The sequence below is a fragment of the Shewanella sp. AS16 genome, assembly GCF_021412365.1.
Lineage (GTDB): Bacteria > Pseudomonadota > Gammaproteobacteria > Enterobacterales > Shewanellaceae > Shewanella > Shewanella salipaludis.
In genome coordinates this window covers 77,562-91,616 of record NZ_JAKCLK010000007.1, presented here as the reverse complement: position 1 = coordinate 91,616, position 14,055 = coordinate 77,562, and the positions used below count along the sequence as shown (strand labels likewise).

Annotated in this window: 11 protein-coding genes and 1 pseudogene; 3 read left to right on the top strand and 9 right to left on the bottom strand. The window is 57.7% G+C overall.

What is annotated here, in order from left to right:
* Positions 1-49: 49 nt before the first annotated feature.
* Complete coding sequence (locus LZP73_RS15550) at positions 50-1,048, bottom strand: NAD(P)H-quinone oxidoreductase (protein WP_234235897.1); 999 nt, start codon at positions 1,046-1,048, stop codon at positions 50-52.
* A 380-nt stretch (positions 1,049-1,428) separates the two neighbouring features.
* On the opposite strand from LZP73_RS15550, the gene LZP73_RS15545 reads away from it, so the two are divergent.
* Positions 1,429-4,518 (top strand): M9 family metallopeptidase, encoded by a 3,090-nt coding sequence (locus LZP73_RS15545; RefSeq protein ID WP_234235896.1) that lies wholly within the window; start codon positions 1,429-1,431, stop codon positions 4,516-4,518.
* Positions 4,519-4,653: 135 nt separating this feature from the next.
* Here the strand turns inward: LZP73_RS15545 and LZP73_RS15540 are convergent.
* The 3 genes and pseudogenes from LZP73_RS15540 to LZP73_RS15530 form a co-directional block, all read right to left on the bottom strand.
* A pseudogene (locus LZP73_RS15540) lies at positions 4,654-4,923 on the bottom strand (leucine-rich repeat domain-containing protein); the annotation flags it as partial.
* Between the two features lie 206 nt (positions 4,924-5,129).
* On the bottom strand, positions 5,130-5,756 hold the full coding sequence (gene ycaC, locus LZP73_RS15535) for an isochorismate family cysteine hydrolase YcaC (RefSeq protein WP_234235895.1): 627 nt from the start codon (positions 5,754-5,756) through the stop codon (positions 5,130-5,132).
* Positions 5,757-5,819: 63 nt separating this feature from the next.
* Complete coding sequence (locus LZP73_RS15530) at positions 5,820-6,710, bottom strand: pirin family protein (RefSeq protein ID WP_234235894.1); 891 nt, start codon at positions 6,708-6,710, stop codon at positions 5,820-5,822.
* A gap of 136 nt (positions 6,711-6,846) precedes the next feature.
* On the opposite strand from LZP73_RS15530, the gene LZP73_RS15525 reads away from it, so the two are divergent.
* Positions 6,847-7,776, top strand: a complete 930-nt coding sequence (locus tag LZP73_RS15525; RefSeq protein ID WP_234235893.1) for a LysR substrate-binding domain-containing protein — start codon at positions 6,847-6,849, stop codon at positions 7,774-7,776.
* A 223-nt stretch (positions 7,777-7,999) separates the two neighbouring features.
* On the opposite strand, the gene LZP73_RS15520 is transcribed toward LZP73_RS15525, so the two are convergent.
* Genes LZP73_RS15520 through LZP73_RS15510 form a run of 3 tightly spaced genes read right to left on the bottom strand, consistent with a single transcriptional unit; the run spans position 8,000 to position 10,348 of the window.
* Complete coding sequence (locus tag LZP73_RS15520; protein ID WP_169565636.1) at positions 8,000-8,932, bottom strand: SPFH domain-containing protein; 933 nt, start codon at positions 8,930-8,932, stop codon at positions 8,000-8,002.
* Positions 8,929-9,867 (bottom strand): SPFH domain-containing protein, encoded by a 939-nt coding sequence (locus LZP73_RS15515; protein WP_234235892.1) that lies wholly within the window; start codon positions 9,865-9,867, stop codon positions 8,929-8,931. The genes LZP73_RS15520 and LZP73_RS15515 overlap by 4 nt, the downstream gene beginning before the upstream one ends.
* Before the next feature lie 25 nt (positions 9,868-9,892).
* The gene (locus tag LZP73_RS15510; protein WP_234235891.1) at positions 9,893-10,348 is read right to left on the bottom strand and encodes an NfeD family protein; all 456 of its coding nucleotides are present in this window, start codon (positions 10,346-10,348) and stop codon (positions 9,893-9,895) included.
* 315 nt (positions 10,349-10,663) lie between these two features.
* Between LZP73_RS15510 and LZP73_RS15505 the strand changes: the two genes are divergently transcribed.
* Complete coding sequence (locus tag LZP73_RS15505; RefSeq protein ID WP_234235890.1) at positions 10,664-11,416, top strand: ion channel protein Tsx; 753 nt, start codon at positions 10,664-10,666, stop codon at positions 11,414-11,416.
* 62 nt (positions 11,417-11,478) lie between these two features.
* On the opposite strand, the gene udp is transcribed toward LZP73_RS15505, so the two are convergent.
* Both udp and LZP73_RS15495 read right to left on the bottom strand, forming a co-directional pair.
* Positions 11,479-12,237 (bottom strand): uridine phosphorylase, encoded by a 759-nt coding sequence (gene udp / locus LZP73_RS15500; RefSeq protein WP_169565632.1) that lies wholly within the window; start codon positions 12,235-12,237, stop codon positions 11,479-11,481.
* Positions 12,238-12,515: 278 nt separating this feature from the next.
* Positions 12,516-13,691, bottom strand: coding sequence for a type III PLP-dependent enzyme (locus LZP73_RS15495; RefSeq protein ID WP_234235889.1), 1,176 nt, complete (start codon positions 13,689-13,691; stop codon positions 12,516-12,518).
* Between the last annotated feature and the right edge of the window lie 364 nt (positions 13,692-14,055).

Sequence of the window (14,055 nt, the reverse complement as noted above, 5' to 3'; positions counted from 1 at the left end):
TCAAGTTTTCCCGGCGATTATTCCACCCACAGGGGGACGACCCGGCGGCTCACACAGTGAGCACCAACTTGCCCCTGTGGCTTCCCGTCTCCATCAGGGCATGGGCCTTGGCCGCGTCGGCGAGCGGGAAGGTGGCAAAGATATGCGGCGTCAGCTTGCCTTCGGCCAACAACGGCCAGACTTTCTCCCTCAGCTCGCCGGCAATCGCCGCCTTGGCGGCCACGCTCTGGGGCCTGAGGGTCGAGCCGGTCCAGCGAATGCGTTTGGCCATCAGCCGGAAAATCTCCACCTCCGCCTTGGCGCCGCGCTGCATAGCCACAGACACCATGCGGCCATCCATAGCCAATGCCTGCAGATTGAGGTTGATGAAATCGCCGCCGGCGATGTCGAACACCACGTCCACCCCCTGCCCCCGAGTCAGGGCCAGTACCGGCTCGACAAAGTTCCCGCTGCGGTAATTGAGCACCTCATCCGCCCCCAGGCCGCGACAATAGTCGACTTTATCGTCGCTGCCCGTGGTGGCTATCACCCTGGCACCCAAGGCATGGGCCAATTGGATTGCCGTGCTGCCTATGCCGCCCGAGCCGCCATGGACCAAGACGCTTTCCCCCGGCTTGAGGCCGGCGCGCATGAACAGGTTGCCCCAGACGGTGAAAAAGGTCTCGGGCAAGGCCGCCGCCTCGACCAGGCTCATCCCCTCGGGTACAGGCAGACAGTGACTGGCATGGGTCAGCACATATTCACCATAACCGCCCCCCGGCACCAGGGCGCACACAGAGTCCCCCAACTGCCACTCATTCACCCCCTCACCCAGGGCACAGATCTCTCCCGCGACCTCCAGCCCAAGTATCGGGGATGCATCCGCCGGCGGTGGATAGACGCCCACCCTCTGCTTGATATCAGGGCCATTGACCCCGGCGGCAGCCACCCGGATCAACACCTGGCCCGCGGCCGGCAGCGGCAGGGGGGAACGGGACAGATGCATCACCTCCGGGGCTCCCGGCTGGCTAAAGGCGATATGGGCATAATCCTTGGGTAAATCTGGCATGGCAGTACTCCATCCTATTGGCGTCTGGGTAGGGCTGTTGATGGAGGCGCCATCGACAGCAATTTCATCGCCCTTGAGTGTACCCCATGGCGACCTGGGGTAGATCAAAAAGCTGTATCCAGCCTGAACGCATACACAATAAAAAGCCGACAGCGATAGCTATAAACACAAGATAATCAATATATTGAATGGATGCCGCGTTCATTTATACGCGCAGATACGGTTAAAAAACAAACTATTTATATTGTATATTATATATTCGTTGCTATATTGTTTCTCACTTGTGACATTCGCACCGCCTTCTCAGGTCGAATGCGCGCAAGCACCCGGTAACACCAAAGGAAAATCTGCCTGGCAGACAAAATAAAAATGGAGCTAATATGAAACACACCACCCTGGTTGCAGCACTCAGCCTGGCCATGAGCACAGCCTCTATGGCCGCCGGCTACCCCTCACAGACACCCGCATCTCAACCGGCAACTAAGGCGCCCTTATCCCAAAGAGCGCCACAGGCGGCCTTGAGCAGAACCGCGGCAAACGCGCCTGCGGCCGCGAGCCGAGCCCACTATGACAGCAAGAATAACAGCAAGAATGACAGCAAGCATGACAGCAAGCTGCTCGCCTCCCCCAACGAGCCGAGCAGACCCACAGAGTCGAGCCAGCCCAACAGCCGAATGACGCCGCTGGCGCTGAACGTCAGCCAGGACTGCAGCAGTTTCATCGGCCAGTCGGGTCAGGCACTGGTCACGGCCCTGAGCCAAGCCACCCCTGAGTGTGTCGGGGCGCTGTTCAACATCAAGGGCAACGACGCCAGGCTCACCTTTACCGAGGCTAACATGCTCAGTGTCGCCGTTGCGATCCGCGACCGGGCGGCCGGCTATACAGGGGTCGACACCACGGGCATAGAGTCGCTGGTCACCTTCCTGCGGGCGGCCCTGTTTGTGCAGTTCTACAACCCGGACGATGTGCCGGCCTACGGCGGCGCGGTCAAGACAGATATCCAGACGGCACTCACGGCGCTGTTTGCCAACGGCAATATCTGGACAGTCTCGGATAGCAACGCCAGCGTGCTCAAGGAGACGCTGATCCTGGTGGACTCAGCCAACCTGGGCGCCGCCTTCAACGACATCAGCATCAAGGTGCTCACCGACTATGATGCCGCCTGGCAAGCCAACGCCGGCATGAGCGCCGCCGCCAACGCAGTGTTCACCACCCTGTTCCGCGCCCAGTGGGACGATGAATTGCAGGCGCTGTTCGCCACGGATCAGCGCATCCTGGATGCACTCAACAATTTCCAGGCGAATAACCGCCAGCTGCTTGGCACCAATACCGAGTATCTGCTGGTCAACTCGGTCAGGGAGCTCTCCCGCCTCTACTACATAGAAGCCATGCATGACAGGGTCGCCGAGTTGGTCAAAGGCGTGCTCAACAGCACCAGCAAGACGGACGCCAGCAAGGTGTTATGGCTGGCCGCCGCCGAAATGGCCGACTATTATGATCGCGCCCACTGCGATCAATACAGCCTATGTGGCTTCAAGGCCCAGTTGGAGGCCGATACCCTGAGCTTCAACTGGAAATGTTCCGACACCCTCAAGATGCGTGCCCAGGATCTGTACCGGGATCAGGCCGGCTGGGCCTGTGACGTGCTGACCAGCCAGGAAAGTTATTTCCACAGCAAGCTGGAAACCAATCATATTCCGGTCGCCAACGACAACAACGACGATCTGGAGCTGGTAATTTTCAACAGCTCGTCGGACTATAAGTCCTTCGCCGGCAGCTTCTTCGGCATCAATACCGACAACGGCGGCATGTACCTGGAGGGCTCTCCCGCCAGCCTGAAAAACCAGGCCCGCTTCATCGCCTATGAGGCAGAGTGGCGCTCGCCTGACTTCCACATCTGGAACCTGCAACACGAATATGTGCACTACCTGGATGGGCGTTACAATCTCTCCGGCGACTTTGGCCGCGGCACTTCGGCCGACACCATCTGGTGGATCGAGGGCCTGGCGGAATACATCTCCTACCGGGATGCCAACACCCGCGCCATAGCATTGGGGGAAACCCGCGAGTTTAGCCTGTCGACCATATTCAAGAATAACTATGACTCGGGCCAGGACCGCATCTATCGCTGGGGCTACCTGGCGGTGCGCTTCATGTTCGAGCGCCACATGGACGACGTGCGCCAGATCCTCAACTACCTGAGACATGATCAATACACTGAATATCAGGCCCTGATCGACGGCATAGGCAGCCGCTACGACAACGAGTGGCTTGGCTGGCTCAGCAGCGGCTTAAGCAGCGCCGACAATGGCATAGTGGATAAGGGCCCGAGCGATAGCGACGCCCAGGCGAGCGGCACCGAGGGCAACTGGTCCGGTCCTGAACCTACCACCAGCACAGACTATTCCCCCTGCGAGGTCACGGATGAAGCCTACCGTTACAGCCCTTCGGCCAGCCTGAAGCTGGAGACGCCGATGGAGTGCATAGACGCACAGCAGGGCCGGGCCAGCTTCAGCTTCGCCAATACAGATCACTCGGCACAGGACATATGGATCAAGATAGGCGGCGGTTGGGGCGATGCCGACATCTACTACGACTCCCGCGGCTGGGCCAACGGGGAACAGAACCAGGGTGCCGGCATAGGCAATGGCAACTATGAGGTCATCAAGGTCAGCCTGAACCCGGATGAATACTGGCATTACATCACCCTAGAGGGCGACTTCGGTGGCGTCGACATGCTGGTCAGCACCACAGAGCTGACCGCGGATCCCGATCCGGCCCAGGGCGGGGGCAACAATGGCGGCGATTGCGGTGCCCCGACGCTGGACTATGGCAAGCTGACCCTGGCCCGGAGCGAGTGTATTGCCGGCGGCAAGAATAGCTTCTACCTCTGGGTCGAAGAAGATAACACCCCCATAAGCATCAATACCCTGGGGGGCAGCGGCGATGCCAACATCTACTTCAACGCAGACAACTGGGCCAGCAAGGACAACGCCCAGGCCAGCAGTGTGCACCAGGGCAACCAGGAGTCACTGCAGGTCACGGCCAACCGCGGCTGGCGCTATATCACAGTGGATACGGACACAGAGTTCAGCGGTGTCAGCCTGACTGTGACCCAAGGCGGAACCGCCGGCATGGTCGACGCCTGTGCCGGCCAGAGCCCGGTCAGCAGTGGCCAGTTGGTGTCGGGCCAGGCGGTCTGCGCCGCCGATGGCATAGACTACTACAGCCTATGGGTGCCGGCAGGCACTAGCCAACTGAAGATAGCATCGGATCACGGCAGCGGCGATGTCAGCCTCTATGGCGGCAGCAACTGGGCCAACGCCCAGAGCTATGAAGCGGCCTCAGTCACTCAGGGCAGCACCAGGGAATCCTTCAGCGTGGCCAATCCGAGCGAGGGCTGGTACTACATCACGGTGCAGAGCGAGCCCCAGAGCAGCGGCGTCGCCGTGCAGGCCATACTGCAATAACCTGGCGTAGAATCTGGACCTCCTGGATTCAACAGCAAAAACAAGCCCCGCGTTGTCGTTGACAACCCGGGGCTTATTTTATGTCGGCTGGCGGCTAGGCCTGTTGCAGCCTGTCGGCCAGGGCATAGAAGCCTCCTTGAAAGCTATCATCTCCAGCTTGGGGCATTTCCCCAGCACCCTGGGTACCTGTTCGAACTTGTTATTCGACAGAAACAGTATCTTAAGCCGCTGCAAACGATCGAAATCGTCGGGCAAACTGCTCAAGCCATTGTTGGACAGATCCAGCACTTCGAGGGAATCGGCCAGGCTGAAAATTTCACGGGGGAATTCGGTTAAATTTTCCGCCAGTTGTAATCGTGTCACCCGGCCTAACCGGCCGGCTCTGAGCTGCGCTAAGGTTTGCAAACCACCATCCATCTATTCGCCGTTAAAATCGCGGCTATGGTAATGCCTGCCGGGCGCAGATGCCAGCCGCCCGCCCCAGAAAGCCATAGCCACGAGTGGCATCAGCCGAGAACCACAGGGGCAGGACTGGGAATATAGGACAGGAGCAGAGCATGGCTCAGCATGCTCTGCCGGATGAGTCGACCTGGGCCCGAGCCAGGTCGCTATCACTTACCCGAGGTCAAAGCGGTGTAACTGGTTATCAGGTTGCGATAGTCGGGAATGTGGTTGGAGAACAGAGCCCCCAAGCCTTCGATATCGTTGCGCCAATCTCGGTGCAGCTCACAGGCAACCCCGAACCAGCTCACCATCTGCGCCCCCGCCTGTTCCATCCGGCGCCAGGCGGCATCACGGGTGACCTCGTTGAAGGTTCCCGAAGCGTCCGTGACCACAAAGACATCATAACCTTCTGCCAGTGCCGACAATGCAGGAAACGCCACACAGACCTCGGTCACCACACCCGCAATGATCAACTGTTTCTTGCCTGTGGCTTTCACCGCCTGAAGAAAGTCTTCATTGTCCCAGGCATTGATCTGCCCGGGCCTGGCGATATAGGGCACCTCGGGAAATGTCTCCTTCAGCTCGGGAACCAGGGGGCCGTTGGGGCCATTCTCGAAGCTGGTGGTCAATATGGTGGGTAACTTGAAGTACTTGGCCAGATCGGCCAGTGCCAGGACGTTATTCTTAAACTTATCGGGATCGATATCACGCACCAACGACAGTAAACCCGCCTGGTGATCGACCAAGAGTACCGCGGCCTGATCTTTATCTAAACGTACGTATGGCTTGCTCATGTGAAGCTCCTTTTTGCTGTGGCGGGATGGCAAAGCCATCCCTGATGTTTCATCTGCCTGGGGCTAACGCGGCATGGCGCCGAAGCGGCCGTTGTTGAAGTCCTGTATCGCCTGCGCTATCTGCTCATGGGTATTCATCACGAAGGGACCATAGCCGACTATGGGCTCGTCCAGCGGCTCACCGCTGAGGATCAGCAACTTGCTGTCCGCCTTGGCACTCAGGGATACCGCCTCGCCTTCGCGGGTCAATACCGCCATCTGCGCCTTGGCAATTGGCTTGCCAGCGGCTTTATCGCCATCCGAGACCTCGACCTCCCCCGCGAGCACCACCACGGCCAGGGTGCGCCCCGCCGGCAGACTGAAGTCCAGTGTCTTGTCGGCATTGAGACGCAGATCCCAGACGTCCATGGCCGAGAAGGTGTGCGCCGGCCCCCTATTGCCCAGGTATTCCCCGGCAATCACCCTGACCACACCCGCGTCGTCCGCCAGCGCCACCGCAGGGATCTCCTTATCCACTATGCCCTGGTAACCGGGTTTGGCCAGCTTGTGCTCGGCGGGCAAGTTGACCCATAACTGCGCCATCTCGAATGGCCCGCCCGTCTTGGCGTAGTGGCCGGAATGAAACTCCTCATGCAAGATGCCGGCACCCGCCGTCATCCACTGCACATCGCCCGGGCCTATGATGCCGCCGGCGCCGGTCGAGTCTCTGTGTTCCACCTCACCGTCATACACTATAGTCACAGTTTCGAAGCCGCGATGGGGATGCTGACCCACGCCGCGTCTGTGGCTGGTAGGACCGAACTCATGGGGACCGGCATGGTCCAGCAACAGAAAGGGGCTCAGCGCTTCGCCTAACTCGCTGTAGCTGAACAGGGAGCGCACAGGAAAGCCGTCGCCGACCCAATGTTGTGCCGGGCTGTTATAAACACCGATAATCTGTTTCATCTGTTTCATCTGTTTCTCCAACGCACTGCTGGCAGCGCAATACTGATCTTGTCTATGAGCATAGTTTCGCAACGCTGGCTTGGGTAGACGGTAATATCTACACTTAGCGTTCCACCAATAGAACGACAGAAGCTGAATGACAAACATGCAAGACTTAAACGATCTCTACTTTTACGTGCAGGTAGTGCTGCACAATGGTTTTTCTCCCGCCAGCCGCGCCCTGAACCTGCCCAAGTCCAAACTCAGCCGCCGGGTCGCGCTGCTCGAGGAGCGCCTGGGGGTACGTCTCATTCAACGTTCCTCGCGCCAATTCATAGTCACTGACATAGGCAAGGAATACTTCAGCCACTGCCAGGCCATGTTGGTCGAAGCCCAGGCCGCCCAGGCGGTAATCGACATGAATCAAACCGAGCCCCAGGGACTGATCCGCCTGAGCTGTCCGCCGGCGCTGCTCTACTCCAGCCTGGGCGACATGTTGGCGCGCTTCATGGTGGATAACCCCAAGATCCAGATGCAATTGGATGTCACCAACCGCAATGTCGATGTGCTGGCGGAGGGACTGGATCTGGCGCTCAGGGTGCGTTTCCCGCCGCTGGAAGACACGGATTTGGTGATGAAGGTACTGGCCGAGAGCCCACAGAAACTGGTCTGCCATCCAGGATTGCTGCAGGGCATCCCGGCCCCCCAAGTCCCTGAGGATCTGGCGCAGTTGCCCAGCCTGGGGCTGGATGGCGCCAGCCAACAAGGGATCTGGCAGCTGGAGGGCCCGGCAGGCGCCACTGTGCAGTGGCGCCATGAGCCCAGGTTGATAGTCAACGACATGGTCGGCCTGCAGGCCGCCGCCTTACAAGGGGTCGGCATCGCCTCGCTGCCCGCCTTGATAGTGCATCAGGACTTGCTGGCCGGGCGCTTGGTCGAGGTGCTGCCTCTATGGGTGCCCCGCAGTGGCATACTGCACGCCATCTACCCCTCCCGCCGCTGCCTGCTGCCCAAGGTCAGGTCGCTGCTCGACTTCCTCGCCGCCGAATGCAGTCGCCTGAGCCTGGCCGATATCGGCTTGCGACAGACGGGCTAAGCTGCTGAAACTCATGTGCTGAAGCTAAGGTGGTGAAATTCATGTGGTGAAACAAGCTCTTGCCAGCGGACTGAATTGCGCGCCGGCGGCCGGCAACCGCCCTGTTGCAGGCAAAAAAAAAAGCCCCGTTTCATCGGGGCCTTTTTTGGGGCATGACGCCTCTGTTGAAGGAGCCGCTACATGGGCTTAAGCCGAGGCTGCCTTGGCTTTCACGCCTTTTCCTTCAAGCCTTTTCCTTCAAGCCTATGCTATCCATCCAATAGTCGAAGTTGACCATGTTGCCCGGCAGCACTATGCGGCTGCTGTTGTGGCTCAGGCCATCGAGCTGCCGCATGTATTGCTCGCCCAGCTGCATCCGCAACGCGTTGTGACCGCCGGGAGCGGCGATCACCTCGGCCAGGCGTTCTATGGATTCGGCGGTGGCCCGTGCCAGGGTGAGTATCTCCTCGGCCTTACCCTCGGCCTCGTTGATGCGGCGCTGCATTTCCCCCTCGGAGCGATTGATGGTTTCCGCCTTCACCCCCTCGGAGCGGTTGATCTTGCTCTGCTTATCGCCCTCGCTCTTGGCCAACAGGGCGCGGCGTTCCCGCTCGGCATTGACCTGCATCTCCATGGCGTTCTTGACGGTTTCCGGCGGGGTAATGTTCTTGATCTCGTACCTGTGCACCCTTATGCCCCACAGGGCACCGGCCTGATCCAGCACTTCCACCACCTTGGCCGAGATCAGATCCCGCTCCTCGAAGGTGCGATCCAGATCCAGGGTGCCTATCACAGATCTTGTCGTGGTCTGCGCCAGCTGAATCGCGGCGTAGCGATAGTCTGTGATGCCATAGCTGGCCTTGACGGGATCCATCACAGAGATGTAGATGACGCCGTCGACCTCGACATTCACTTCGTCGCTGGAGAAACACTCCTGGGGCGGCACATCTATGGTCTCCTCTTTGAGATCATGCACATAAGCCACATTGTCGACGAAGGGGATCAGCGCATGGAAGCCGGCATCCAGGGTCTTATGGTACTTGCCGAGACGCTCGACTATGTAGGCCGACTTGGTCGGCACCAGGCAGATGGATTTGAATAACTTGATGATGAAGATGGCGAAGATCAGTCCCCAGATCGCCATGACTATCAGGTCTGTGTCTATTCCGTTGATCATGAACGTGCTCCCTTTTCGGTTTGAACATTGGCGCCGACGGCCTGAGTCACTTGCTCCATGCCCTCGAAGAAGCCTTCCAGCTTGGCCATTTCGGCAGGCACCACAGACACTTCGGCCTGTTGCAATATCTTACCCACCTGACCTATGAACTGCTCCTTGAGCAACATGTTCATCGCATCCGTGCCGCCATTGAAGGCCAGCGCCTGGGAGATCATCCCCATGCCTTCGGCCTTGGCCCGAGCGACTATGGCGATCTCCTGGCCTGTCCCCTTGGCCTCGTTGATGCGTTTCTGTTTCTGGCCCTCGGACAGGTTGATCGCCTCCTGGCGCTCGCCTTCGGACATGTTGATCATCGCCGCCTTCTCGGCGTTGGCCAGGGTGATCTCGGCGCGTTTGCGGCGCTCGGCCTCCATCTGCTTCTCCAGGGTGTGGATCACATGCCGCGATGGGGTGATGTTCTTGATCTCGTAACGCAATACCTTGATGCCCCAGGGATCTGATGCCTTGTCTATCTCGCGCACTATCGACTCGTTGAGGCTGTCGCGCTCGGAGAAGGTCTCGGTCAGGGACAGCTTGCCTATCTCGGATCTCATTGTGGTCTGGGCCAGGTTCACCGCCGCCTTGCGGTAGTTTTCAATCCCATAGCTGGCGAGCTTGCCGTCCATCACCTTGAGGTACACCAGGCCATCCACTTCCAGCTGGGTGTTGTCTTTGGAGATACAGCTCTGGGGCGGCACGTCCAGCACCTGTTCACGGGTATCGTGGCGATAGGCCACCCTATCGAAGAAGGGGATCAGAAAATGAAACCCGGGATAGAGCACGGTGCGGAACTTGCCCAGGCGTTCGATCACATGGACCTCGCGCATGGGGACTATCAGCATCAGTTTGTAGAGGATAAACAGGACGAAGAGTACGACCAGAGTAAAAATAAACATGGATTCCTTCCTTATTAACTTAAGATTATTCGCCCTGGACCGGCTCGACCACCAAGGCAATATTTTCCCGACATATGACTCTGACGCTGGCGCCGACGGGGATCTCGCTGCCGTCCCCCAAGGCCGGCCACTCCACCCCGTGAAATTCGACCCTGCCGGATTTTTCCCCCGGGCCTATGGCCTCTTTGACCAGCGCCAGCTGGTTGAAGATGTCCAGCTCCTCATCCGTGTTGCCCACATGGGCATCACCGCCAACCAGCTTCTGGGTCAGCTGCCTGAAAGCCAGCAGCAAGACGATGGAGGCGATAAACCAGAGGGTCAGGCTCTGGGCCAGGCCCGTCACCAAGCCGAGGCCAAGGGCGCCGGCAACCAGAATACAGGCGGCGCCGAGCAGGACGACTATTCCCCCGGGAAGGATAAGCTCCGCCAACATGAGGACAGCCCCAAGGGCGGCCCAGGTCATAACCGAATCTGTGAACATCCTATTCCCTCCTTAGCTGGCTGCGGTGGCAGCCTGTCGGACTCTCGCACTAGCCGCACTGGCACTCACGCAATAGCACTATAGCAGCCGGCTTATGCTTTATCGACATATTATGTCAGAAAAATGATTCCCTGCCCCGGATACGAACAAAGACGGAGATCCAGGGCACATAGATACTAAAGCAAAGATGCCAACTTGGTATAAAAAAGTTAGAATTCAGCGCCTTTGCAGCCATCTTACCCGCCTCTGCTTGCCCGTTAGCGGCGAGAGTTGCACTCGAACTGCCAGGCCCCCTACTCTACCAAGGACATAATAATGAAAAAAACTGCCCTCTGTCTTGCACTCATGTTGAGCCCGCAGGCCTTTGCCGACAACTTAGTGCAATGGACAGATTTCAGCATCACAGGCCTCTATGGTGACGACTATAAACTCGCCCCTTCGGACGAACAGACCGGCTTCACCTTAGAGACGGCCGGTGGCTGGCAATACGGCGACTGGTTTGCCTTTCAGGATCTCATCTATTTCGATGGCAACAATGGCGGCCAGGACAGCAGCACTTATGGCGAGCTTTCCACCCGCTTCAGTGCCGGCAAGATCCTGGGGAAAAAAATCACCTGGGGCGCCATCACGGATGCCTCGCTGGCCCTGACCTACGAGGAAGGCGAAGGCCCGGTGAATAGCCTGCTCTATGGACTGGGACTGGATTTCGCCTTGCCCTATTTCAACTACTTCAGCCTCAACACCTATCGCCGTGATGCCCAGAGCAGCGGCAATCACAGCGATGGCTGGCAGTTCACCCCTGTGTTTCGCATCGACTTTCCCATAGGCAACTCGAAGCTGGTGCTGGACGGCTTCGCCGACTGGGTATTTGCCACGGACGACGACGGCTACCATAGCAACTTCCACTTCAACCCTCAGCTGAAATACGATCTGGGGCAGCTCATCTTCGGTGGCCACAAGCAGGATAAGCTGTTTGTCGGCATAGAGTACGACCTGTGGCAGAACAAATATGGGGTGAAGGGCGTAGATCAACATACCTACTCGGTGATCGCCAAGTACCATTTCTAACTGCGTCGCAGCTTGAAACCAAAAAAGGCGCCCGAGGCGCCTTTTTTAACTCACAGCATGGCTCAGGCCAGCAATTTTCTCGCCGCGGCCACCACGATAGAGACGGCATGGCTCTCTGTCTTCTTCATCACCGCCTCATCGGGAATTTCCTGTTGCGTACGGTTGACTATCACACCGGCAACACAGGCAGCACGCCAGCCCTGGGAGGCACACATGGTGAACAGAGTCGCAGACTCCATCTCATAGTTGAGCACGCCCAGATCCTGCCATTCCTTCATGGAACCGGCGAAACGTCGGATCACACGGCCTGAGACAGTGTCGTAACGCTCCTGTCCCGGATAGAAGGTATCCGAAGAGGCCGTGATGCCGACATGGGGTTCTACGCCCATGTCGCGGCAGGCGGCAACCATGGCAGTGGTACATTCGAAGTTGGCCACGGCAGGATACTCCATGGGAGCGAAGTGCAAACTGGCACCGTCCAGGCGCACCGAGGCCTGGGTCACTATCACATCTCCCACCTTGACCTGAGGCTGGATCGCGCCCGTGGTGCCGATCCTCAGGAAGGTATTGACGCCAAGCTGCGCCAACTCCTCCACCGCGATAGAAGTCGAAGGACCGCCAATACCCGTAGAGCAGATAACCACAGGCTTACCGTCCAGGTACGCCAGGTAACTCGTATACTCTCTATGGCTCGCCAGGAAGGTGGCATTGTCCATTAAGTCGGCAATACGCTTAACCCGCTCAGGATCGCCAGGCACTATCGCCAGGCTGGCGCCATCCAACATTGCCTTAGTTAAACCCAGATGAAATACATCGGCCATTGTGAAAACCCCTTTCTTTTTTGATTATAAAATTCTTATCGATAGACTCTAACCCAGTCCCGAAGCGGCTAAGGTTAACTTGATCACAGAATTCCCGGCAACCAGTAAATAATTTATGTAACCGAATGACGAGATCCGCATCTACGCCTAGCTAGAAGATAGCAGCTGTTGGCCATGGAGGGCGAACCTCGGGCCCAGAGTCTGCTCCGACCCCTTAACAGGCGCTAAAAATACAGAGGGCGCCTCATGGGCGCCCTCTGTCCTGGCCAGATAACAGACTAGAGATAATAGTCTTTCAGCGGCGGGAAGCCGTTGAAGCATACCGCCGAATAGGTGGTGGTATAGGCTCCGGCCGTCAGCCAGTAGAGGCGATCCCCTATGGCCAGATCGTTTGGCAGGCCGTAGCTGTAGTGCTCATACATGATGTCGGCACTGTCGCAGGTCGGGCCGGCGATGACGCACTTATCCAGCTCGCCTTGCCTGTCGGTATAGATGGGGAACTTGATCGCCTCATCCATGGTTTCTATCAGGCCGGAGAATTTACCCACATCGGTAAACACCCAGCGCTCCAGCGCGGTGTAGGATTTCTTGCTGATCAACACCACTTCCGACACCAGCACGCCGGCGTTGGAGATCAGTGAACGACCCGGCTCCAGGATGATCTCAGGCAAGTCGTCACCGAAATCCTCTTGCAGGAAATGGGTGATCTGCTCGGCATAGGTGGCCAGGGCATTGGTCTTGTCTATGTAATTGGCCGGGAAGCCCCCACCCAGGTTGATCATCTTGAGTTGGATGCCATGCTCGTCACGCAGGCGATCGAAGATGCCCTTCACCTTGCCTATGGCCGAATCCCAGGCGCCTATGTCCCGCTGCTGCGAGCCCACATGGAAGGAAATGCCATAGGGTTCCAGCCCCAGGGTCTTGGCCAACACCAGCAGCTCGTAGGCCATCTCGTTCTGGCAACCGAATTTGCGCGACAATGGCCAGTCGGCGGTGTCCGTGCCCTCGGTGAGGATGCGCACATAGACGCGGGCGCCCGGTGCTTCCTCGGCCAGCATCCGCAGATCCGCTTCCGAGTCGGAGGCGAACATACGCACCCCGCGCTCGAAGAAGGCGCGCACATCCTGACGCTTCTTGATGGTGTTGCCATAGCTGACCCTGTCCGTGGTCACGCCTATCTTGGTGACCATGTCCAGTTCATAGATGGAGGCGATGTCGAAATTTGAGCCCTTATCCCGCAGCAGGGACAAGATCTCCGGCGCCGGGTTCGCCTTGACTGCATAATAAACACTGGCGTAAGGGAAATTATCAACCATGTCATCGTATTGTTTCGCAATGATACTGGTATCTATCACCACAAAAGGGGTCGCTTTATCTTTGGCAAATTCCTCGATGCGTTTAAAGGTATCTGCATCATAATAATCAGCAACATCAATAGATTGAAATTGGCTCATCTGGCCAGTGTCTCCTTAAGGTCGAGAGTGAACAATATTATCAGGCGCGTAAAAAAACAGGCGCAGTAGACGACATTTTCACGCCGGATGCAACGAATTTTTATTCCCAATAATCAACTTTTTATTCACCCGAAATTCACTAACAAGAATCTGAAAAATAGTCATTTAAATACAAATGGATATAAACAGAACTTGTCACCCGTCTCGCCCTATATCCTCCCATTGCCCGGAGATAAAATTCACTGCTTGAAGGCATTTTCGCGATTCTTACGCCACTGAGCCTCTAAGCTTGAGTCAAGGTAGCCAGGCTCAAGGCAACAGGCCCAGAGCCGGTCCAACGAATGCTATTAACTATAATCCAATA